Origin of the sequence: Brevibacillus brevis (assembly GCF_001039275.2) — a bacterium.
Taxonomy (GTDB): Bacteria; Bacillota; Bacilli; order Brevibacillales; family Brevibacillaceae; genus Brevibacillus; species Brevibacillus brevis_C.
The window spans coordinates 3,699,408-3,722,748 of the sequence record NZ_CP030117.1; the positions used below are offsets into that span (position 1 = coordinate 3,699,408).

21 protein-coding genes are annotated in these 23,341 nt (G+C 46.9%); 5 read left to right on the forward strand and 16 right to left on the reverse strand.

Features of this window, described 5'->3' with window-relative positions; genetic code table 11:
• Positions 1-11: 11 nt before the first annotated feature.
• The 6 genes from mutS to AB432_RS17565 form a co-directional block, all read right to left on the reverse strand.
• Complete coding sequence (mutS, locus tag AB432_RS17540) at positions 12-2,600, reverse strand: DNA mismatch repair protein MutS (RefSeq protein WP_048033374.1); 2,589 nt, start codon at positions 2,598-2,600, stop codon at positions 12-14.
• An 88-nt stretch (positions 2,601-2,688) separates the two neighbouring features.
• Entirely contained in the window at positions 2,689-3,978 is a 1,290-nt protein-coding gene (locus AB432_RS17545) for a putative amidoligase domain-containing protein (protein WP_048033375.1), read from the reverse strand.
• A gap of 109 nt (positions 3,979-4,087) precedes the next feature.
• Positions 4,088-4,648, reverse strand: a complete 561-nt coding sequence (gene cotE, locus AB432_RS17550) for an outer spore coat protein CotE (protein ID WP_048033376.1) — start codon at positions 4,646-4,648, stop codon at positions 4,088-4,090.
• A 136-nt stretch (positions 4,649-4,784) separates the two neighbouring features.
• On the reverse strand, positions 4,785-5,228 hold the full coding sequence (locus tag AB432_RS17555) for a YlbF/YmcA family competence regulator (RefSeq protein ID WP_048033377.1): 444 nt from the start codon (positions 5,226-5,228) through the stop codon (positions 4,785-4,787).
• Positions 5,229-5,234: 6 nt separating this feature from the next.
• The gene (gene miaB / locus AB432_RS17560) at positions 5,235-6,746 is read right to left on the reverse strand and encodes a tRNA (N6-isopentenyl adenosine(37)-C2)-methylthiotransferase MiaB (protein WP_048033378.1); all 1,512 of its coding nucleotides are present in this window, start codon (positions 6,744-6,746) and stop codon (positions 5,235-5,237) included.
• A gap of 170 nt (positions 6,747-6,916) precedes the next feature.
• Entirely contained in the window at positions 6,917-7,588 is a 672-nt protein-coding gene (locus AB432_RS17565; RefSeq protein WP_048033379.1) for an HAD family hydrolase, read from the reverse strand.
• A gap of 154 nt (positions 7,589-7,742) precedes the next feature.
• Here AB432_RS17565 and AB432_RS17570 point away from each other — a divergent pair, with 154 nt between their 5' ends.
• The 4 genes from AB432_RS17570 (at position 7,743) to cbpB (ending at position 11,890) form a co-directional block, all read left to right on the forward strand.
• The gene (locus AB432_RS17570) at positions 7,743-8,987 is read left to right on the forward strand and encodes an S-layer homology domain-containing protein (RefSeq protein ID WP_048033380.1); all 1,245 of its coding nucleotides are present in this window, start codon (positions 7,743-7,745) and stop codon (positions 8,985-8,987) included.
• Between the two features lie 165 nt (positions 8,988-9,152).
• Positions 9,153-9,995 carry a lipoate--protein ligase family protein gene (locus AB432_RS17575; RefSeq protein ID WP_048033381.1) on the forward strand — a complete coding sequence of 281 codons (843 nt, stop codon included), beginning with the start codon at positions 9,153-9,155 and terminating at the stop codon, positions 9,993-9,995.
• Positions 9,996-10,053: 58 nt separating this feature from the next.
• Positions 10,054-11,193: an acyltransferase gene (locus AB432_RS17580; RefSeq protein ID WP_048033382.1), complete on the forward strand. Its 1,140-nt coding sequence runs from the start codon at positions 10,054-10,056 to the stop codon at positions 11,191-11,193.
• Between the two features lie 226 nt (positions 11,194-11,419).
• Positions 11,420-11,890, forward strand: coding sequence for a cyclic-di-AMP-binding protein CbpB (gene cbpB, locus AB432_RS17585; protein WP_048033383.1), 471 nt, complete (start codon positions 11,420-11,422; stop codon positions 11,888-11,890).
• Positions 11,891-11,958: 68 nt separating this feature from the next.
• Here the strand turns inward: cbpB and AB432_RS17590 are convergent, their stop codons facing one another.
• The 3 genes from AB432_RS17590 to AB432_RS17600 all read right to left on the reverse strand — a co-directional run bounded on the left by AB432_RS17590 (position 11,959) and on the right by AB432_RS17600 (position 14,568).
• The gene (locus AB432_RS17590) at positions 11,959-13,059 is read right to left on the reverse strand and encodes a YheC/YheD family endospore coat-associated protein (RefSeq protein ID WP_048033384.1); all 1,101 of its coding nucleotides are present in this window, start codon (positions 13,057-13,059) and stop codon (positions 11,959-11,961) included.
• A 165-nt stretch (positions 13,060-13,224) separates the two neighbouring features.
• Entirely contained in the window at positions 13,225-13,785 is a 561-nt protein-coding gene (locus AB432_RS17595; protein WP_048033385.1) for a tRNA 5-(aminomethyl)-2-thiouridylate-methyltransferase MnmM, read from the reverse strand.
• Positions 13,786-13,818: 33 nt separating this feature from the next.
• Positions 13,819-14,568, reverse strand: a complete 750-nt coding sequence (locus AB432_RS17600; protein ID WP_048033386.1) for an MBL fold metallo-hydrolase — start codon at positions 14,566-14,568, stop codon at positions 13,819-13,821.
• 53 nt (positions 14,569-14,621) lie between these two features.
• Here AB432_RS17600 and AB432_RS17605 point away from each other — a divergent pair, with 53 nt between their 5' ends.
• The gene (locus AB432_RS17605; RefSeq protein WP_048033387.1) at positions 14,622-15,656 is read left to right on the forward strand and encodes a YkvI family membrane protein; all 1,035 of its coding nucleotides are present in this window, start codon (positions 14,622-14,624) and stop codon (positions 15,654-15,656) included.
• Between the two features lie 46 nt (positions 15,657-15,702).
• On the opposite strand, the gene AB432_RS17610 is transcribed toward AB432_RS17605, so the two are convergent.
• The 7 genes from AB432_RS17610 to AB432_RS17640 form a co-directional block, all read right to left on the reverse strand.
• The gene (locus tag AB432_RS17610; RefSeq protein WP_048033388.1) at positions 15,703-16,569 is read right to left on the reverse strand and encodes a 2-oxoacid:ferredoxin oxidoreductase subunit beta; all 867 of its coding nucleotides are present in this window, start codon (positions 16,567-16,569) and stop codon (positions 15,703-15,705) included.
• Positions 16,541-18,319, reverse strand: coding sequence for a 2-oxoacid:acceptor oxidoreductase subunit alpha (locus AB432_RS17615; protein ID WP_048033389.1), 1,779 nt, complete (start codon positions 18,317-18,319; stop codon positions 16,541-16,543). Before AB432_RS17615 ends, AB432_RS17610 begins: the two co-directional genes overlap by 29 nt.
• A 193-nt stretch (positions 18,320-18,512) precedes the next feature.
• Positions 18,513-19,448: a dipeptidase gene (locus tag AB432_RS17620; RefSeq protein ID WP_048033390.1), complete on the reverse strand. Its 936-nt coding sequence runs from the start codon at positions 19,446-19,448 to the stop codon at positions 18,513-18,515.
• A 108-nt stretch (positions 19,449-19,556) separates the two neighbouring features.
• Positions 19,557-19,817 carry a stage V sporulation protein SpoVS gene (gene spoVS, locus AB432_RS17625; protein WP_003385776.1) on the reverse strand — a complete coding sequence of 87 codons (261 nt, stop codon included), beginning with the start codon at positions 19,815-19,817 and terminating at the stop codon, positions 19,557-19,559.
• 118 nt (positions 19,818-19,935) lie between these two features.
• Entirely contained in the window at positions 19,936-20,730 is a 795-nt protein-coding gene (locus AB432_RS17630; RefSeq protein ID WP_048033391.1) for a TIGR00282 family metallophosphoesterase, read from the reverse strand.
• A gap of 109 nt (positions 20,731-20,839) precedes the next feature.
• Positions 20,840-22,381, reverse strand: a complete 1,542-nt coding sequence (gene rny / locus AB432_RS17635; protein WP_007719154.1) for a ribonuclease Y — start codon at positions 22,379-22,381, stop codon at positions 20,840-20,842.
• A gap of 273 nt (positions 22,382-22,654) precedes the next feature.
• Positions 22,655-23,296 (reverse strand): RecX family transcriptional regulator, encoded by a 642-nt coding sequence (locus tag AB432_RS17640; protein WP_048033392.1) that lies wholly within the window; start codon positions 23,294-23,296, stop codon positions 22,655-22,657.
• Positions 23,297-23,341: the final 45 nt, after the last annotated feature.

The following is a 23,341-nucleotide window of genomic DNA, read 5'->3' on the forward strand; positions in this document are numbered from 1 at the left end:
CCGGACGAACCTTATCGCTTTTTCAATTGCTGTTTCCATGCATATAGCTTCATCATGGCGTCCATTGGCGTCGTTGAATTCAAATCCAGCTCGCGCAGTTCATCCATAATTGCTTCTTCCTCGGCCGAATGGAACTGCATCGGTTCTTCACGCACCGCAGCAACTGGTGCCGTCCATAGCGATTCGAGCGACATTTGCACGTCACTCGCTGCATTTCCATTCCCTGCACTCCCATTCGCTTCAAGTCCGGTTAAGATACTGCGCGCCCGCTCAATGACCCAAGTCGGCATTTCAGCCAGCTCTGCCACATGGATTCCATAACTTTTATCTGCTCGTCCTTCTTCAATTTTGTGAAGGAACAAGAGCTTTCCTTCCCGTTCTTCGCATCGAGCATTGACATTCACGACACCACTCAACGTCTCTGCTAACCCGGTCAACTCGTGGTAATGTGTGGAGAAGAGCGTTTTGGCACCGATTTTTTGGCAAATGTACTCAATCACTGCTTGTGCAAGCGCCATTCCATCGTACGTTGAAGTCCCGCGGCCAATTTCATCGAGCAGGATCAAGCTCTTCGCTGTCGCTTTTTGCAGGGCGTGTCTGGTCTCCAGCATTTCCACCATAAACGTACTGTGCCCGCCAACCAAATCGTCGGCTGCCCCAATCCGAGTAAAAATCTGATCGACTATCGCCAGCTTGGCCTGTTTAGCCGGAACGAAGCAACCGATCTGTGCCATCACCGTGATCAAGGCGATCTGTCTCATGTACGTACTTTTACCCGCCATATTTGGACCCGTAATGAGCAAAACTTGACGATTCGTCTGATCCATCTCCACGTCATTTGCCACGTATTTTTCGCGCTCCAGAACGGCTTCTACTACTGGATGACGCCCTTCTGTAATGACGTATTCACCGTTTTCCACAAGCTCTGGGCGTATAAAACCGCGCTCGTCACTCACCGTAGCAAATGCCTGGAGAACGTCCACAGATGCAATGCGCTCAGCGAGATTCTGCAGTCTTGGTATATGCTTCGCGACCTCGCTTCTTACCGCCACGAACAGTTGGTATTCCAACTCAATCATCTTTTCTTCCGCTTCAAGAATGAGCGCTTCGCGTTCCTTCAACTCTGGTGTAATGTACCGCTCTGCATTCGCCAAAGTCTGCTTGCGCTCATACCGTCCCGCCGGAACGTTGGCGATATTGGACTTCGATATTTCGATGTAGTAGCCAAACACCTTATTGAAGCCTACTTTGAGTGAACGAATCCCTGTCGCTTCCCGTTCTCCCTGCTCCAGTTGGGCAATCCACGTCTTCCCTTCACGACTTGCCGTATGGAGCTTGTCCAAGTACTCATCGTATCCCGTACGAAGCATACCGCCTTCACGAACCGATATCGGCGGATCATCTACGAGTGCATGAGCCAAATAGTTGACGATGTCTGTACACTCATCCATCCCTTGCGCCAGTTCCATCAATACCGGCGTATTCGTTTGGATCATATACTGCTTCAGCTCTGGAACAGCTTCCAAAGACATGCGCAGTTGAATGAGATCTCGTGCGTTCGCATTCCCATAGGAAATACGGCCCGCCAGACGCTCCAAATCATAGACACGATCCAAGCAAGTCCGCAAATCGGAGCGAAGCAGCATGTCACCCTTCAAGGCTTCCACAGCGCTCAGACGTGCCTCCAACTGATCGCGACTGAGCAACGGACGCTCAATCCATCTGCGTAAGAGACGACCACCCATTGCCGTTTGAGTCCGATCCAACAGCCACAACAGAGAGCCCTTTTTCGTCTTATCGCGAATGGTCTCTGTCAATTCCAAATTGCGTCTGGAAAAGCCGTCCATTTGCAGATACTGCTTTGCATCGTACTGCTTTAACAGGCGCATATGGGCAAGACTGCGTTTTTGCGTCGTCCCTATGTAGAACAAGAGAGCATTGACCGCCGCTCGCATGGACATATCCAGCCCTTTTGCCTGCTCCGCATATTGACTATCCACTGCCAATGCGTCCAGTTGGTGTGCATCCACGACAGTAGATGGCAGTGCTGTCTTCGGCAAAACAGCGAGGCCAAAAAAGACGAGCTCCTTGGGGCGATATTGCAAGGCTTCATCCAGAACAGCCTCTGCTTGTCCCACCAAAGAGGTAACGTACATCTCACCTGTACTCATATCACACGCAGCAACACCCGTCCGCCCTTCTACTTGGGCTAACGCTGCCATGTAATTGTTTTCCTTATCCGTCAGCCATTTGCCTTCCATCATCGTTCCCGGAGTAATGACGCGTGTAACTTCCCGGCGAACGACCCCTTTGGCTTCTTTTGGATCTTCGACTTGCTCGCAAACAGCTACTTTATGGCCTTTTTTCAGTAGCTCTGCAATATAGCCATCTGCCGCATGATGTGGAACACCACACATTGGTATGCGCTCAGAACCACCACCATCACGTCCCGTCAGTGTAATTTCCAGCTCACGGGACGCAAGAATGGCGTCATCAAAAAACAGTTCATAAAAATCGCCTAAGCGAAAAAATAAGAAAGTATCCGGATAATCTTTTTTGATAGCCAGATACTGTTGAATCATCGGGGTATATTGAGCCATGATTTTCTTCTCCTAGCCTACTAATTCTCGTCGCTATTATATCATGATTGTACGGTAATGTTGACCCTTCATCCGATGGTAGATCTGTTTATGGTAGCTTCCATGTCTTGCGAAGGTCTTCATCCGTTCTCCACGATTGGCTTTCGATTAAAAAAGAAAAGTATCGATCCAAATGAATTCGTGACAGCGTATAGCCTGGTAGCTCCTTTAATTCTTGCCAGACTTGGGTAACGTACGGCAGGAGCTTTTCTTTTTCGCCCTGGTAGTAGGCTTTGATGAGCGGGAGCTTTAAATGAGGCATCGCTTGTAGCTTGTCGTGATTGGTTGCTACCAAATGGGCCAAATGAAGAATACCTCGAGTGACAAGGGGATCAACGAGCCAACTGGGGAGTGTACGATACTCGAAACCATATTCCTTCTCCCTTACATCCCCCAAAAATCCATATCGCTCTCTGCGGCTCATACAGCCTGCATCCTCAATCAGAACAAGGGGAAGAGCCAAGTACGCATCCAACTTTCGCCGAAGAGAAAAAGTAGCGGTAAGCCCGCCAAAATGAATATGCCCGCCGATTGGATAACCTTGAAACGGCATTCCGCCAGCGAGCCATTCGATAGACGTGTTTCCTATTTTTTTGGATGCGAGTTCCAGATTATCGTAGATATGCATAAATAATTGATCAGGGTCCTCCGATGGCGCAGGTCTCAACTCTGCAACCGGGTGCTGATGGAGACCTAATTCTTCTCGATAACGTGTCGTATCACACCCAACCGTGCCAGTAATACTCAGGAAGTCAGAAGCAAGTGCCATCTCTCCTGTGGGCTTGCGTAAAGCAAACTCAGGATCAGCCCCCATGCTTTGCAGCTTTTGCGGCTGTTTGCGCATCCGGCCTTCCCACCAATCTCGAGCCCGCTGCATATATTCGTCAGCATGCTTGGCTGGCCAATTTGGTTCCACCTCGACGACCTTAAGTCGATGGGGAGAAGCCGCCATAATCGTCACTTGACCCGCATCGGCTCCAGCGGCATACAAACTGCGAGCAGCCAGCCCTTGTACCACCTGAACCTCTGTTTCGGTGGAAGGCAAGGAGACGGAATGCCATTCGGGTTCCTCCATCCGGTGCAGCAACCACTGTGATTGCTCTTCGCTCCTGGCGATATCCAGTACATAGTCTTGGTAAAGGCAGATCCTATATGTCCGCCAGCCCGGTCGCGCTGCTTTTCCTGTCGTTACAGGTATTCTCCCCTGCCGGAGCAACCAGCGCCCGATTTCTGGACGATGCAAATAAGCAACGACTTCTTTCGCGTTGGCCGTCATTGGTTGTGTTACTGGCATTTCCTGCTTGTTAGCTCGCTGACTCGCCTTCGTGCGTAGAATCATGCCTTCCACACTCCCCCGCTATTCTCTCGTTATCTTATGACTGCGCCTAGAAAAAGTGTGAATGGTGAGCACCCGAAAAAAAGAAAAAAGAGGAGATAATTTCTCCTCTTTAGTCGAGCTCGTCGAGTAGCGTAGCGGAATCAAAGTCTTCAAACTCGTCACTGTTATCTTCAAAGTCGTCAACCAGATGAAACTCTTTTTCATCACAACTATTGCAGACAACAACGCACACCTTTGTTTCCCCAATGACCTCTACTGCATATTCGCTTTCAACTCTGACTGTGATTGTGCCACCACCACTTAACTCCGCTTTTATGCACTTCGGTTGCTCCACGGCGCGTGCTACGATTTCCAGATCGCCTCTGCAGTTCTTGTCGAAGAACGTAAGCGGTACGAGTACGGAGAACTGAACAGTTTCCCGCTTGACTTCGGTTTGCGTGTTATTAGCAAACGAAAACCACAGGTTGACGTCATACGTACCAGATACTTCAACGGCATCTCCGACTTTCTCTGCTTGGAAGTTCGTGTTTATAATCCAGCATCCGAGGATCGTCGAAGGAGTTTGCGACGGTATGATGGTGTGGGTGGTAATAGAAAATTTATGGCCTTTGCCGCAGACTGCTTTCGCGATAAGTTCCCGGCACTGTAGATCTTTGTCTATACCCGACATTTCGTTACCTCCTCCATACAACGTTTCTGTACATTTGTATGCAGGGCATTCGACTAGCGTGCAAACAACCACCTTATATTTGGGAAAGTTGTTGGGTATTCATCAAAACAGCGCCGGGAAGGCTTTTTATCGAGAATTAGGAGCAGCAACCGCCGGATTTTTTCTTTTCAGGCCCGCCACCCGTCTCTCCTGTCAATGGGTTTCCGCCTGTATCCAAAATAATACGCTCCGAAACGGTGTTCGTGATCACGTTCGTGACCATTTGCAAAAGATCGTTCACATCGACCTGCGATTGCTTGAATTCCGTAACAATTGGAATGGAATCCAGCTCCTCATGCAATTGGTTGTACTCGTCTTCCACTTTTTTCACCAGTTCCGGCTTGTTGATGGATTCAAACATCACCATTTGCTTTTGCTTCTGTTTTAATGTATCAATTAAATCTTGCACACGTTCATTGTGCTTGATTTGCAGTTCGGCACGTTTGAAGAAATCAACTTCATTTGTACGCGCGATCATAGCTGCGAGTTCGCGAGCTTTCTCAAGAATGTCTTTCTGGGTATACACGTTTGTTTGTTCCATAATGACCTACACCTCAACTTTGGATACGAGTTCTCCGTGGAGTGTCCACGTTTTCGCATCTGTAATTTTTATATGCACATACTGTCCGATCAAAGATTTGTCGCCGGTGAAATGGACCAGCTTGTTCGTACGCGTACGTCCCGCGAGCACTTCCGCGTTTGTCCTCGATTCGCCTTCCACAAGTACCTCGACAACCTGATCCTGCAGTTTTTTATTTTGTTCCAGTCCGATGCGAGCCAACACTTCATTGAGTCGATACAAGCGCGCTTTTTTCACTTCCATCGGAACGTTGTCTTCCATGACAGCAGCCGGTGTACCTTCACGTGGGGAGTAAATGAAGGTGTACGCAAAATCGTACTTAACCTCTTCCACCATCGAAATGGTATCTTCGAACTGCTCGTCAGTTTCGCCTGGGAAGCCAACAATAATATCGGTAGAAAGCGAGACATTCGGGATCGCGTCCTTGATTTTGCGAACCAGCTCCAGATAATGCTCACGCGAATATTTGCGTGCCATCCGCTTGAGTACTTCTGTCGAACCGGATTGGACAGGCAAATGGATTTGCTCCACCAGGTTGCCTCCCTTTGCCAGCACCTCGATCAAGTGGTCGTCAAAATCTCTCGGATGACTTGTCGTGAAGCGCACACGCGGGATATCAATCTTGCGAATCTCGTCCATTAGATCTCCAAAACCATACTCGATATCCTCAAAATCTTTCCCATACGCATTGACGTTTTGTCCAAGAAGCATGATTTCCTTAAAGCCTTGGCGGGCAAGATCACGCACTTCCGCGATAACATCTTCCGGGCGTCGACTGCGCTCTTTCCCGCGGGTATACGGCACGATACAGTACGTACAGAACTTGTCACAGCCGTACATAATGTTAACCCAGCCCTTGGTGTTTCCTTCGCGGAGCTTCGGCATATTTTCGACGATATCGCCTTCCTTGGACCAAACCTCAATCACCATTTCTTTGCTGAACATCGCATCGCGCAACAGTTCTGGCAGACGGTGAATATTGTGCGTTCCAAAAATCAAGTCAACCTGCTGGTAGCTTTTCAGGATTTTCTTGACGACTTTCTCTTCTTGGGACATACAGCCGCAAACCCCAAGGATCAGATTCGGATTGTTATTCTTGAGCCGCTTCATGTGGCCGAGCTCTCCAAATACTTTATCCTCTGCATTTTCGCGGATCGCACAGGTGTTAAATAGGATGACATCCGCATCTTCGACAGAGTCAGAGGAGGTATAGCCCATGGCCTGCAAAATACCAGAAATCGTCTCCGAATCATGCTCGTTCATTTGGCAGCCATACGTACGAACGTGATAACGCTTTCCTTTTCCGATGTTCTGCATGTCTTCCGGGATATTAAAATCGTAATGGACTAAAATCTCTTCCTTACCGCGCTTTTTCGCATCTTTCAGAGAGGGGGCCTGGAAGTATTTCGCATAGTCTTCCGTTTTCTTTGGAGACTTAACGGATTTTAAGTCCACAGTCGCCTCTTTCGTTTCCTTCATCATTTATCACCTCAGCTAAAATCATCTACATAAGTAACCAATAAAGAATTATATCATTTTGGGTGATATAAAAGCTAATGCATAATAACCATTATGAGGCAAAATATGTACGAAACGGCGGAGAGGCCGTTCCGATCATCTGTGGGTTTCCCGGTAAGGAGATGTGGCCTCTATTTTTCTCTCCACTCTCCTAGAATGGTAATCAATTCGGGGATTTCATCGATGATAGCGTCTGCCTCCACGTTATCCCCCCAAAACATGTCCCTCTTCCAAACTGCCTTCATCCCTGCCGCACGCGCCCCTTGTACATCGTTAACCGGGTGATCCCCCACATATACCGCTTCACTCGCTTTCACTCCAAGTCGGTCCAACGCTCTTTCAAATATGATTGACTCTGGCTTGGACACCCCTTCCCGCTCCGAAATCAAAATAGCATGAAAAAATGGTTCAATTCCAATCGCATTCAAGTTTTTCATTTGAAACTCACTTCGTCCATTCGTAATGATCCCTAGCTTCATTCCCAATTGATGTAAGATCTGAAGTGTTTCAACCACACCTCTAAAAGACAGACAGTCCTGCCAAAATAGATGTACGTATTCTTCTAATAAAAATAAAGAAGTAACCTCTTCAATCTTTGACTCTTCCAAGATGGTCTGATAGACAACATCTTTCCACACATACCCACGCTGGTCCAGCTCATGAAAACGGGACGTAAACGCTTCCAGAGACATTTTTTTCTGGAGCGGCCGTGTACGTTCGTACTGTCGTGCCAAAAATGTATCCAACGACCGTTCCCGATCCAAAAGCGTTCCATCCAAATCAAACAAGCATGCCGTTACCATTGGTATATGCTCCTCCTTACCTGCCAATTTTTTCGGAACTACGTCTTTTTTCCTATTTTCACCATAATATTTTTTTCTCCTGCAACAATACAAGCCCACTCGCCGTCTGAATAGCAGTCAACAAAAACTAAATTGCCATTTTGAGGAGGTTAACATGAAAAGAGCACTAGCCGTATTTTTGTCGGTGTTGATGTTCTTAACGGTTATCCCGGTCGTCGGTGCCGCTTCCACTCCTTCGTTCTCAGACGTTCCACGTAGCCATTGGGCATACAAGGAAATTACGGAGATGGCGGCCAAAGGGATTATCAAAGGGTACGACAATGGGACGTTTCGACCGAACAATGAAGTGACCCGCGCCGAATTTGCCAAAATTATGATCGCAGCAGCAGATGTAGATATAAACAAACGCTACGTCGACCAAACCTTTAAGGATGTACCGCGTCATCACTGGGCATTTCTGTATGTGGAATACGCCAAGCCTTACTTGACAGGTTACAAATCCGGCTCCACCTACACGTATAAACCAGATCGAGCAGCAGTACGTGAAGACATTGCTGTCGCATTGGTACGCCTGTTGGGCTACGATCAAAAGTACAAAGCCGACTTGAATCAATTGAAAAAGTTCCGTGATTACGATGATATTTCGTCAGCTCTGCGTCCGTATATTGCAATTGCGATTCAAACGGATCTGATGAAAGGATACAATGGCAATTTCCGTCCACAAGATCCGATCACTCGTGCGGAAGCTGCTTCTCTGCTCTATCGTGCTATTTTGGATCGTGACGATGATGAGAGCAAAATTGTATTCCCTAACCCTGGTCAACCGCAGCCTCAGCCAGAACCAGAGCGAATCAGTATCAGCGATTCCTTCTCTGATTCCAAATTGAAAAACTGGGACACAGACAAAGCGACAGGAAACTGGGAGGTCACTAGTAAACAAGTGACAGCCGAATCCGATGATGATGATTTGGATCACTACTTCCTGCCACTGAACTGGAATGAGTCTGACAAAGTTAAAAAATACGAATTGAGTGTCGATGTCAATGTCGTAGGCAGTGAAGGTTTAGGAGGTCTTTACTTCAACGGTAAAGACGGAAAAGCCAATGTTGTATTCGTCCAAAAAGATCGCGTTGTTTTAGGCAAAGTGAATGATGTCGAAGAAGACGATATTGACATCATTACTTCTAGCTCCTACAAGCTGAAATCAAGCAACCGCTTAAAAGTGACCGTTAACGAGAACACTGTTTCCATTTACTTGAACGATCAATACTTGTTCGGTCAACAGTATGTGAAACAAGAAGGCACAAAGCTCGGTCTGTACTTGCAAGAAGAGGCAACTGAAAACGCGCCTCGCAAAACGACCTATCTGGACAATTTCTCCTTTAAGGAAACCAAATAAGGACCATATTTTGACCCGACAAGCTATTTTGGCCTGTCGGGTATTTTTTTCACTCATCTTGACATGCATGTTCTACCAAATGGAAAAAAGATAGCGAAATCGTAGAAATAAACGCATTTCAGATGTATAATGGTAGCTATTCTTGTCCTGTGAAGGAGCCTTCCTATGTCATTTTCTGTAAATCAACCGTTTCGCTGGATGGACTCCGGTACCTACCAGGATAGTCCACTTGAGCCTTTAATCCGTGATGAAGCGTTGGCAGCCAGTATGCAATCTGAATCTGCAACCCCTGTGATTCATCTCTGGGTGTACGATCAGGCGCTCTATCTCGGCCGCAGAGACGCCAAGCTTCCTCATCTCCAGCAAGCCTTGCGTGAATTCGGTCAAGATGGCTTTGGTTGTGTTCTTCGCTCGTCTGGTGGCGCCTGTGTTCCGCTTGATGCTGGCGTACTTAATATGGCTTGTTTATTGCCTGACACTTCGATCTCCATTGACTCCTTCTTCTCGTTTGTAGCGCAGCTTCTTGATGTGGGCCTGCGTGATTACGGGAAGCTGGAATTTGGAGAAGTGACGGGTTCCTACTGTGCAGGGGAATACGATTTTTCCATTCACGGTAAAAAAATTGGAGGTATGGCACAAAGACGCACGCGACACGGCTCTATTTTGCAGTTATGCATTAACGTAGATGATCGGCCACGTGGGGAATGGATGGAACGCTTTTACCGTCTTGCAGGCTTGGATGAAATGCAAAGTCATAAGCCAATTCCTTCCATCGATGCTTCTACCGTTGGCAGCATTGCGAGTTTGACTGGAAAATTGGCCACTATAGATGATGTAAAAGCACGTCTATTAGAGACAATACGTTCTGAGTGGGCTGTATCACCTACCCCCTTTTATGTGCAAAATGAGTTAGTGACAGAGTCGAGACATCATTTGTCGCAACGATTACACTTATTTTCTTATACAGCAAAAGAACTGGCCGCACCTGACTGGCACTTACCCGAATAACGGGCATGATATTTGCATTTGATTCTCCAGGTGCTGCCGGAAAAATTCTGGAGGAATTATGAATAGCAATCGAAAGGGGACGTTTCAGGATCTGAATGCCCTTTTTGTTTTTGGGGCTCTTACTGTCTTGATGATTCACATCCTCAGTTTTTTTCTCTCAAATGAGAAGACGTATCCGTGGAATAGTGATTTACAAGCCGTTCTAATCATCTTGTTAAAATTCGGTCGCTCATTGTTTATCTTTGCAACTGGAATGCTGCTGTTTTACTGGTATCAGAACCGACAAGTGGATTGGCGGGCTTTTTGGAAAAAACGCTGGCGCGCGGTTATTTTTCCTTACGTAATTTGGACAGCCATCTTCACCTATTTTAAACACCAAACTTTTGACCCGGTCGTACTGGTAGGACCATTTTTTGATAGTCTGTTTACGGGTAGCTCATTCTACCACCTGTATTACATTCCGCTTTACTTGCAACTGTGCTTGCTGTTTTGCCTGATAAAACCGTGGATGGAACGGTACCTGAACTTCCGCTGGATCATCGCCCTCTTTATTGGACAAGCAGGTCTGTACGTTCTCTACCACTATTTGTTTATCAAGCCTTTATGGGCCATTGATTGGGCTGCAAACCCATTCTTGTCCCTCATCAACCACAGTTATGTTTACGGACAGCATTATGTTTTCATGTACGTATTTACGTTTGCACTCGGCGCTTATGCCGGGATGAATGTGGATAAATGGCGGACGTGGGTGAGACGCCTTCAGATACCTTCTATCGTTGTGATGGCAAGTGCAGCCGTGTGGATGGCGTACAGCTATCTTTCCGGATCAAAAAGCTACTACGAGAGCATGAATATTTTCGAACCGCTTTACTTGGTGTACACACTCTGTGTCATCATCAGCTTTTACCCTGCATCCAGTTATCTCGGCAAACGGCCTAATCTCGGTCCTTGGTTTGCCCGGTTGGCCAAACAAAATATGGCTATCTATTTGGTTCATCCATTGATCTTGTTCTTACTACAGAGCTACGTCATTCATCGTCTAGGATGGTCGACGCCGTCATTGGTTCTCGGCATGTTCGTGATTACACCGCCACTGTGCATTTTCCTTTACGAGTTGACGACGATGTCCTTTTGGTTCAATCGGAAAAAACGTGTGGAAGCAAAACCGATTCTCAAAAATCAAACGTATAAAGCGTAGCGGTGAAACTGGTTTCCTCTAAACTCCTAATGTAAAAAACAACATGATCTCCCATACTAGAACTAGGGACGATTGTTCCACACCTCGATTACTTGCCTGGCGTAACTGCCAGGCTTTTTTTCGTCTAATGCCCCTACCGTTTGTACCTCGCATACGGTATCATAGAAGAGGACCACGAGCAGTGCTTACTGCTATAGACGACAGAAAGAAAAGGTGGTGGATCTGGATGAATCAAGAGATCCCTTTGTTACATATTCCGATCAAAGATCTCATAATCGCGTCCACAAAGGTCGCACATGTGCAGTTAGGTAATTCGCTTGAGCACGCCCTGCTAGTCCTAATCAAGTCTGGCTATTCAGCCGTTCCTGTACTGGATCATCAGTATCGTTTGCATGGGTTAATCAGCACGAATATGATCATGAATAAGACGCTAGGTCTGGAACGCTTCGAGACCGAACATATGTCCGAACATATTGTAGATGATGTGATGGATACGAAAGTCCCTCGATTGCGTGACACCGATGAATTTTTGAAAGCATTGGAAGTGTCCATTAATCACCCTTTCGTCTGCATTGAAGACGACGAGCACTATTTCCAAGGAATCTTGACTCGAAAATCGATATTGGCTTTGGTATATCGTCACTTTCGCAATCTGCCCTTTCCATTGGCTGACCAACAACAGCCGGCAGAATCATAGGTCACCGCATACGAAAAGACGGGGCAATAATTGCCACCGTCTTTTTCACATTCTTCTGCGTTTCTACTTTAGAGCATATAGCTTGGCGACAGAAGCTGATGCTTCCGTTTCTTTTTTTCCGCGAGTAATGTCTGCGCATATTCCAGTGGATGACGGTATGTTTGTTTAAACATCGCCTGCTCTCCAGCCTTGAAAAATGAATAGCGCTGATCACGCACATTGACTTCAATTAAATACGGATTGCCTCGCTCGTCAATTCCCATATCCATGCCTAGATCTGCTAATGATGAAAAATGCCGACCGTACTGCTTCGCAATTTCCACCGCCGCTATCCCAACTCTTTCGATGACCGCTTGTTGTTGTTTCACCTCAGGAAAGATGGGTTCCAAAGCTTCCGAAAACGGTACTGCTGTCCCTCCTCGTGAGAGATTGCTCAGCTTGTTTTTCTTATTAGCGACCTTGGCAACCATCCCGCTCACGGTCCACTGTTTCTCTTTGTTTTTCTGCACGGAAACACGAATATCAAACGTTTTGCCTCCATAGCGCGCCAAAGGAATTCCTCGCTGGATCAGAAATCTTTTGTTACCAACCCAACGTCGCACCGTGGAGAGTATCTGCGAATGAGATAAAATCTGCCGTTTTTTCGATGCAATGAAGTGATAATTGGCTCCGTGCCGTTCAATACGTGCTACCCCAATTCCGACTGATCCAATCGAAGGCTTGACGTACACCACCTGATACTTATCCAAGAACTGACGCAACTGCTCCATGGAATAAGGGACTGTATGCGGCAGATAGCTGCGGATTTGTTCGTTTTTCCAGAGCATCTGGTGTACTTTTCTCTTATCCCGCACAACCAAGCCATTGAATACCGTCTTCTTTTGGCTCAATCTTCGAATCACATTCCGCGCTTTTGCATCCCCTGTCAAAACACGATTGTGGATGACGCGCGGGACTGAAACCAGTTGGGAGACGAGTCGGTTTCCGTTCCAAAAATATCCCTTGACCCTTTCATCTCCTGGCTTCACATGCCGCGGATGGAAAAAAACAGGCTCCAATCCAAGCTCTTTCCCGATTTCGACATAATAAGGCAGACGCTCATATGACTTGATTCCATGAATTCCTTTCTCCATAAGGGCCCAATCCAACATTATCCCGATTCTGTCCACGTAGATCCCCCTTGCCACATTGCTCTACATAGGGTATGTGCCAGAAAGGGCAAGAGCGTGCCTATTTTTGTACACCTTTTTCGCAATCTGACAAAATAATTGCTTTCCCATAGGAATGATGTCGGATGCTGCGCTTGCCCGGGAAAGGATCGCGTTTCGTTCTTTTTATTGTCCCCTGCGTTCGATGGCCAGTAAAAACGGAGCTTGGTTTTGCTGATTGATATATTGGTATTTTAAAACCAAATAATCTAATTGACTCAGTCCGTGGCAAAACGCTTCCACTGCCTCTTTTTCCGCCTCACCCGCCGGATGCCCCCAGTAAATCATGACCGTCATGATTCCGCCCGGTCTGAGTACCCTCAACCCTGATTGAATCGCCTGAATGGTGCTGCTCGCTTGTGTTGTGATTTCTTTGTCTCCACCCGGCAAGTAGCCCAAATTAAACATAATCGCCGCGGCGCTAATCTCCAGCCTGTCAATTTCCTCATGGCTGGCGAGCTTCATTTCTACCCTGTTCGCCAGACCCTCTCTCTCGAGTCTCTCTCGCGTTTTCTCGATCGCCTGCGGCTGGATATCGAAGGCGATTACTTTCCCTTCTTCTTGCACCAATTGCGCAAGAAATAAGGTGTCATTTCCATTCCCCATAGTGGCGTCTACAACAGTTTCTCCTACTTGTACCCGTTCACGGATTAATTTGCGTGCAACTTCTAATACATTTGGAAACAAAGTCAACTCTCCTCCCTCTATATACAAACAACGTTATAAATCGATTTGCAGACCGATGCGCGCCGCATAAACTGGGCCTGCGACAAAGGCATTGGCCTCCGCGATTACTTGAGACTCCTCATAGCCGTAAAACAAATGCGTAACTAATAAAGAACGGCAGGATAGGGATTGTGCCAATTCCGCCGCTTGACGAACAGACAAGTGCCCATTTGGCTTCGCTGGTAAATTGTAATCCAGATAGGTCCCCTCGCAAATAAACAAATCCGCCTGACTGGCAAATCTCTCCCAGGCTGTACCTGGTCCACTGTCAGCCCCGTATACGAGGACACGTCCGTTTGCTTCCAAACGCATGGCGTAGCATGGATCTCCATCACCATGGTCCGTCCGTAAAAAAGTGATCGAGACCTCCCCAATGGTAACAGACGTTTCTTCGGTGATTGGGGTAAATGTGGTCGCATCTCGATACACCAATGTCTGAGCATTGGCCACTGGCAGCGCTGGTGCGAAGATCGGAAGTGGTTTGTCAGCAGGTCTTTGGCCAAATAGCTGATGAACCATCAAGCCGTACTGCATCACTCCTACATCTGCAACATGATCATGATGATAGTGAGATAAGAGCATGGCATCCAGCTCATAAATGGGCAAATGCTTACCTAACTGTGCAAGTACACCGCTGCCGCAGTCGAGTAGAATTTTGACACGGTCTGTCTCAATCAGGTAACCCGGAGTAGCACCCCCTGGGCCAGGATAAGGAGATTGATAGCCTAACACGGTAACGCGCATATTCGGTTCACTCCCTCTCATAGGATGGAATAAGGTGGGACAGGAGGTCTGAGATGCAAGGAACATGGAGAGCCGCATGGCAGATCGCTTTTACGTATATTGGGACAGTCGTAGGAGCTGGTTTTGCCTCTGGCAAAGAAATTGTAGAGTTCTTTGTTCAATATGGAACACAAGGCTTAGTAGGCATCATGCTGGCGACGATGCTGTTTATTTGGGCAGGCATCCGCGTCATGCTGATTGCCTATCGGATTCAGGCCGATTCCTATCAAGAAGTCAGCACCTATTTATTTGGGCATCCGTTTGGCACTGTATTTAATACCTTGCTTTTAACCGTATTGCTAGGTACTACCTCCGTCATGCTCGCTGCTACTGGCGCGATTTTTTGGGAGTCTTTTCGATTATCTCCTCAAATCGGCATTTGGTTTAGCATGATTTTGATTTTTTTCGTGACGAAAAAAGGGCTGTTTGCCATCCATCACGTAAACAGCATATTTGTTCCGATGCTCATTGGCTTTACGGTGCTCGTCTTTCTTTATACGAAGCCATGGTTAGATACGAATGTCGTCGTTGAATCGTTACGTCCTTGGGCATGGCTTAGTTCTCCCTTTTATTATGTTGCCTTAAATGTCACACTTACACAAGCGGTTTTGATTCCGATGGGAAGACAGAGTACGAGCGAGAAGCCTCTCATCCTGGGGGGAATCATAGGAGGGTTGGGAATAGGCCTTCTTCTCTTGCTCGCCTATGCTTCTCTGTCTGTAAAAATGCCGGGTATCCATCACGCGGAAATGCCCATGATTGCTGTGCTGCAAGGCTTGGGACCGACTATTCCCTTTTTGTTCTCCCTATTGGTGTATGCGGAAATTTTCTCGACTCTTGTGGCAAACGTATTTGGCCTAGCCCAACAGATTAGACAAGTTACTCCACTTCGAGGTCCGACTATTTTACTAGGGATTTTGTTGATTTGTTATTTGATCAGTTTTATCGGGTTTAGCTCGCTTCTCCGCTTCCTGTATCCACTCTTTGGTCAACTGGTCGTCTTTTTCCTTGTCATGCTAGTGTACAGGCAGTGGCGCGATCGTATGTAATAAAAAAACCTCTCCCGTTAAGGAGAGGTTTTTCACTCTATCAAACTTAAGCAAATTCTTTAACCAATTTTTCGAAGTCTTCTTCAGACAAGCGAATGTCTTGGTTCACCAAACCTTGTTCTTTGAAGCCATTTACGAGAGCTTCGTAAGGTTTTTGCTCAGTGTTTTGGTAAATCAGACCTGTAATCAGACCTTTGTGCTGCATAGAGGTAGACATTGCTTTGATACGGTCATGTGGATCGTATCCTTCGATCGTGTCTACTGGTACGATGTTCTCTTTGAACCAGTCGTACGTATTTACCTTGTTGTAGGTTACACAAGGGCTGAATACGTTGATCAAGGAGAAGCCTTCGTGTTGGATACCTTTTTCAATCAGTTCAGTCAAGCCCTTCAGATCGCTAGAGAAGGATTGAGCAACGAAAGTCGCACCTACAGACAGCGCCAGTTCAACTGGAGAAATGGAGGACTCGATGGAACCTGCCGGTGTAGACTTGGTCACGAAACCAGTCGCGGAACGCGGGGAGGTTTGACCTTTTGTCAGACCGTAGATTTGGTTATCCATTACGATGTACGTAACGTTCATATTACGACGGATAGCGTGTACAGTATGGCCCATACCGATCGCGAAACCATCCCCATCACCACCAGCTGCAATAACTGTCAGCTCGCGGTTCGCCATTTTCACACCTTGTGCGATTGGCAGGGAACGTCCGTGAATACCGTGGAAACCATAGCAGTTGATGTAGCCGGAAATACGACCAGAGCAACCGATACCGGAAACAACCGCCAGATTTTCAGGTTCCAGACCTACGTTCGCTGCAGCGCGTTGAATAGCCGCTTGGATGGAGAAGTCTCCACAGCCTGGGCACCAGTTTGGCTTAACGTTATTTCGAAACTCTTTCATAGTCGCCATGTTTTACCAGCTCCTTCACTTCAGCATAGATTTCCTTCGGCAGGAATGGGTTACCGTCATATTTAAGCACGGATTCGATTTTTTCAGCGTTTCCAACGTGTTGTTTGAGCAAGCTTGTTACTTGCGCTTGAGCGTTGTGCTCAACAACAACAACTTTCTTCGCTTTGTCTACGAGTGCTTTGATTTCTTCAGTTGGGAACGGATGCAGCAAACGGATTTGTGCATGGTTTACTTTCATTCCCTCTTGTTCCAGACGGCCTTTTGCTTCTTGAATCGTACCAATTGTGGAGTTGATACCCACAACCAGAACATCCGCGTCAGCGTGAGGAGCATCTGCTGTTACAGCGCCTTTGAAGTTTTTCAGGACGCCTTCCATTTTGCGCATACGTTTATCCATTTGTTGAATACGGTTTGCAGCATTCTCAGATGGACGACCAGTTTGATCATGCTCAACACCAGTTACGTGGTGCAGACCGTATTTTTGACCTGGAATCACACGAGGAGAAACGCCGTCTTCTGTTACTTCATAACGTTTGAACAGGTCGTTTTGCTCTTTTTCTGGCAATTCTTGTCCAGCAAGCAGTTTTCCGCGACGGATTTCTACTTTGCTGTAGTCAAATGGAACAACGGTTTGTTTACCCAAGGACAGCGTCAAGTCTGTCATCAGGATAACTGGCAGTTGGTATTCTTCCGCAATGTTAAACGCTTCAACTGCATCGTAGAAGCACTCTTCTACTGTGCTTGGCGCGATAACTACTTTTGGAATATCACCATGCGTACCATAGATCATAGCATTCACATCGGATTGCTCGATTTTGGTAGGCATACCGGTAGATGGGCCACCACGCTGTGTGTTCACGATTACAACTGGTTGTTCTGTGATACCAGCCAGACCAATTGCTTCCATCATCAGGGACAGACCAGGACCTGCAGAAGCAGTCAAGGAACGAGCACCCGCGAAGTTAGCACCGATTGCCATCGTTACAGCAGCAATCTCGTCTTCTGTTTGGATAACAGTACCGCCCAATTTAGGCAGCTTTTTAATCAAGTATTCCATTACCTCGGAAGCAGGTGTGATCGGGTAAGCTGGCATGAAACGGCAGCCTGCTGCTACAGCACCCAGAGCGATCGCATCGTTACCGATGAGGAACAGTTGTTTTTGTGGATCAGCCTTTTCCATTTGGAACTCAGGGAGTTGACCACCAGTCAATTCATTTACGAAATCAAAACCGCGGCGAATGGCATCCATGTTCTTTTCAACCACTTTTTCGCCCTTGCGGAGGAACATATCTTCAACGATGGGACGGAAGCTTTCCACTGAAATGCCGAGGATGGCACTGGACGCACCAATCGACACCATGTTTTTCATCAGGGAAGTTCCCAGCTCATCAGCGATTTCAGTCAGTGGTACAGTGAAGAAGCGAACTGGCTTCAAGCCGTCCGGCAATTTTGGATTAAATTTCGCATCCGCGATAATGATACCGCCTTCACGCAACTCATGCGCATTGAAATCGATCGTCTCTTGGTCAAACGCTACGAGAATGTCCAGATCGTCAGAGATCGCACGCATTGGCGTTGTGCTCACGCGAATTTTATTGTTCGTGTGTCCACCCTTAATACGGGAAGAGAAGTGACGGTAGCTATACAGATGGTATCCCATCCGGTTCATCGCCATCGAGAAAATCTCACCAGTACTCTCGATGCCCTCCCCTTGCTGTCCTCCAACTTTCCAGGAAAGTTGACTAATCATTCAGATTCCACCCTTTCAGTGACTGTGAGAAAAGCTGCCTATCACACCTTGAAAAGACTGATAAGATGTGACATTTCTGTGCATAGACAGTAACAATTGTAGTCCTGTCCATGTCAAATTGCAAGTGCTTTTACTCAACTTACTTTTGACCTGAATTTTAATGTTGAACTTGGTACATTAATATCCTCATGCTTTATTGTAGCACGTTTCCGAAAACACGCAACCAATTTCCTTGCACAAATTTCAATACTTCCGCCTCTTTATAACGTTTTAACAAAGCTTCTAGTAACTGGGAGTAATCTGCCGCAGATGCCATGTCTCCAAACGTCTCGGTAATCCCATCGAAATCCGAGCCAAAACCTACGTGGTCTACGCCACCCAACGCGCAGATGTGATCCAAATGGCGCAACAAGTCATCGATCCAAACCGTGCGCTTCTCCGATACGGTAAAGAAGTCTACAAACGTCAAGCCGATCGCGCCATCTTTGGCGATTAACGCTCGTATTTGCTCGTCCGTCAAATTGCGAGAGTGATCGCATAGGCTTCTCGCATTCGAGTGTGAAGCGATCACTGGTGCTTTCGAGCATTCTAGTACATCCCAGAATCCTGGATCGGCCAAATGCGAAACATCAATAATCATTCCCAGCCGATTCATTTCATCAATGACTTTTCGTCCAAATGAAGTCAGTCCACCTGGATTCGGCTCTCCATTTCCACTCGCTAGAGCGTTGCCATGATTCCAGGTCAGCGTCATTCCCCGTACTCCAAGCCGGAACCACGTACGTAGCTGAACCAAACTCTCTTCTAATGCATGCGCGCCTTCTACAAACAGAATAGCCCCTTTCTGTCCCTTTAATACGCATTCAGCCAAATCTGCCTTTGTAAAAATGGGTCGTAATTTTCCACTCACCTCTTGATAAAAAATATCGATCATTTCTAGTACAGTATGAAAACGTCGTCCAAACGGCACATGAGAAGGAACAAAACAGGCAAGGACTTGTATGTCTACATTCCCTTTTTCAAGAGCGGTAAAACCTGCTTGCAAGAGCTTGTCTTCTTTATAGAAGTCCAAATCGGGGTTCTGCCATAGCTTGCATAATACATCGCTATGCGCATCAAAGATTTTCATATGGAAACGCTCCTTCTCTTCGATCACTTCGGAATTCATACTTCTGGACAAACGAAAAAACCTGTTCATTCTTCGAACAAACAGGCAGGTGAAGCATTTGCAGTTGTATCATCTGGGTTCTACGATTAATTTGATTGCAGTTCGTTCTTCTCCATCAATCACGATGTCGGTAAAGGCTGGAATACAAATGAGGTCAACTCCACTCGGCGCTACGAACCCTCGTGCGATTGCTACTGCCTTCACAGCTTGATTAAGCGCCCCAGCGCCAATGGCTTGGATCTCAGCCGCTCCTCGTTCGCGAAGAACTCCGGCAAGGGCACCAGCAACGGAATTGGGGTTAGACTTTGCTGAAACTTTTAATACTTCCATCCTTTTTGAACCTCCCGTCTGATAGGAATCCTGTCATCATTAGAATGATATTCGCATAACCCCTAAAAATTCCTGCTAACTCGCTTGAAAGATTCAAAAAATTCTAATCTTATTCCCATTATTCCATAAACGGATGGTCAGAGTCAATTCTGATTCGTTCCATTTTTTTCGCATGCCCAGTCGTTTTATCTAGCGTAATCAACACCGCATTCAACTGCGCAGGGTCTGGCGCTACCTCAAAGCGAACAGGGAGCTGCGTCAAAAACTTCTTAATAACAGCTTCGCGTTCCATCCCCAAAATACCATTACTTGGGCCACACATTCCCACATCACACAAAAATCCGGTTCCTTGAGGCAAAATACGTTCATCAGCAGTTTGCACATGGGTATGTGTCCCCACGACCGCTGTTACCTTCCCATCGAGATACCATGACATTGCTTGCTTTTCTGATGTGGCTTCTGCATGAAAGTCTACAAAAATGAGCTTCGTACGCTTCCGAGCTTGCTCTACTAGCTTGTCAGCCATTTGGAACGGACAGTCGAGTGGTGGCAAGAACGTTCGCCCCATCAAGTTAATAACGGCTAGTTCCCCTTCAGGTTGCTTGATATATGTAATCCCTTTTCCAGGAGCCCCTTCCGGGAAGTTCGCAGGTCTGATCATCCGCGGCTCATCATCAATAAAATCGAAAATTTCTCTTTGATCCCACGTATGATTCCCGAGCGTAATCGCGTGAACACCCCACTCGAAAAGCTCCTTGGTAATTTTCTCTGTGATCCCGCGACCATGCGCAGCGTTCTCTCCATTCGCTACGATAAAGGTAGGGCTGTATTTTCGTTTCAATAATGGCAAATATGTTTTCACGATCTCTCTGCCAGGCGAGCCCATAATATCTCCAATGAATAACAACTTCATTACCCAATCACCTCATTGCTAGTATACACAATTCCTCTGCTCAGTAGAAAACTTGACTTCGTCGAGCATTTGGTGTGCTACAAAAAAAGTAAAGTGGCACGCAGCCACTTTACTTTGCATACTCAACTGCCCGTGTTTCACGGATAACCGTTACTTTAATATGACCTGGGTAGTCAAGTTCATTTTCAATTCGTTTCGTGATATCCCGTGCCAGACGGGTAGCTTCCGCATCGTCAATCTTATCAGGTTGAACCATCACGCGAATTTCGCGTCCTGCTTGAATCGCATAAGACTTTTCTACGCCATCGAACGACTCAGAGATTTCTTCCAGTTTCTCCAAACGTCTGATATATGTTTCCAATGTCTCACGGCGTGCACCTGGGCGTGCGGCAGACAGAGCGTCGGCAGCTCCCACGAGCATAGCAATGACGGAAGTTGGTTCGGTATCACCGTGATGAGACGCAATACTGTTCACTACAACGTGATGCTCATTGTACTTCTTAGCCAGTTCTACACCGATTTCAACGTGTGAACCTTCTACTTCATGGTCAATCGCTTTTCCGATATCATGCAGCAAACCTGCACGTTTGGCCAGCTTCACATCTTCTTTCAGTTCTGCTGCCATCAAACCGGCGAGATGTGCCACTTCCATAGAGTGCTTCAGTACGTTTTGACCGTAGCTTGTACGATAACGCAAGCGTCCAAGAATCTTGATCAGGTCTGGATGCAAGCCGTGAACGCCTGTTTCGAACGTTGCTTGCTCACCGTACTCACGGATTCGCTCGTCTACTTCGCGACGCGCTTTTTCCACCATTTCCTCGATGCGAGCTGGGTGAATGCGACCGTCTGCGACCAGTTTATCCAACGCAGTCTTGGCGATTTCCCGACGAATCGGGTCGAAGCCAGACAGGATGACTGCTTCTGGAGTATCGTCAATAATCAGATCGATACCAGTCAACGTCTCCAGGGCACGAATGTTACGTCCTTCGCGTCCGATAATACGTCCCTTCATCTCATCATTTGGCAGCGTAACCACAGAAACGGTTGTTTCTGCTACGTGGTCTGCTGCACAACGTTGAATGGAGGTCGTAATGATCTCACGAGCACGCTTGTCCGCTTCTTCCTTGGCCTGAGTCTCAATCTCCTTGATCATCACAGCCATTTCGTGACGGACGGTATTCTCCACATCAGTGAGAATGATCGTCTTCGCCTCATCCTGCGTCAAGCCGGAGATTCGTTCTAGCTCTGATACTTGCTCTTTATATAAGTGCTCTACCTTGCTTTGCAGTTCTGCGATGGCACGGTCACGCTCAGACAACTCTTCTTCTTTGCGCTCCAACTGTTCCATCTTGCGGTCCAACGATTCTTCTTTTTGTAGAATTCGTCGTTCCTGACGCTGGATCTCATTGCGTCGCTCACGCAATTCGGTTTCCGCTTCGGATCGAAGTTTGAACACTTCATCCTTTGCCTCCAGCACCTTCTCCTTCTTAACGGCCTCGGCGTCCCGTTTGGCTTCCTCCACGATCTGTCGTGCAGCTTCTTCTGCACTGGAGATCTTCGCTTCCGCAATCGATTTACGAGTGAAGTAGCCAGCACCCAAGCCGATCAGCAGGGCAACGAGCACAATGACAACAGTAATTATAGGATCCATAGGCTTTTTCGTTTCACCTCCTTATTGTAAGACATCTCCCCGCTTTCCAAGCATTTGTTTTTCATGGAGTGCTCTCACATTTGAACATTCGGCTAAAAAACAAGACCGATTTTACTCGGTCCGCTGAATCCGTACTGCTTTCGCACGGTTTTTCAGTTGTTTCATAGGCAACGAGTGAGCAAATCACAAAAAGTTATGATACACCAAGTAAATACAAACCTATTTTATTATTTGTGAACAAGAATTGTCAAGATCATGCAAATAGAGTTGGCGCTAACTATCGCTTCTATGACGCAATTCTTCACGCATTTGTTGAATGATCGCATGGGAGAATCCCTTGCGCATCAGCATGGACAGCAGCTTGCGTTCTTCATCGGGGTTCGGTACACCCTCTATGCGTCGCACCTTCTTCTCTATCAATGCGCGAGCAGCATCTAGTTCAGCCTGCCTAGACACGCCACGTACTGCGTCCTCTACAATCGCTCTGTCCACTCCACGCTGGGTAAGCTCCATACGCAGCATATACGGGCTCCTCGGCTTCAAACGCAATCGCTCGTCTACCCATTGCTTCGCAAATGCTTCATCATCGATGTAACCGTGATCCTTGCAGCGCTGGCATATCTCTTCGGCAATCTGCGTAGAAAACCCCTTCTCTACCAAATAAGAATGCAGCTGACTGCTTGTCCGTGGACGTATGCCGAGGTATCGCAAAGCACCTAAATACGCTTTATGCTTTTCTTCTGCTATCAAGACTTCTCGGCAAAAAGCTTCATCTAATTCTGTTCCCTTAAATAGGTTGTACTTTACCAGTATGTCTTCGTGTACGGTAATGGCATACTCGCCTTCTACATCGATATGGTAGCGTTGCTTTTGTTTGATATCTCGATGAACGGCAGTGATCAGGCCGCTCTTCATGATGATTCACTCCTTCGCAAAGCTAAAATAACAGCCTGTCTCATC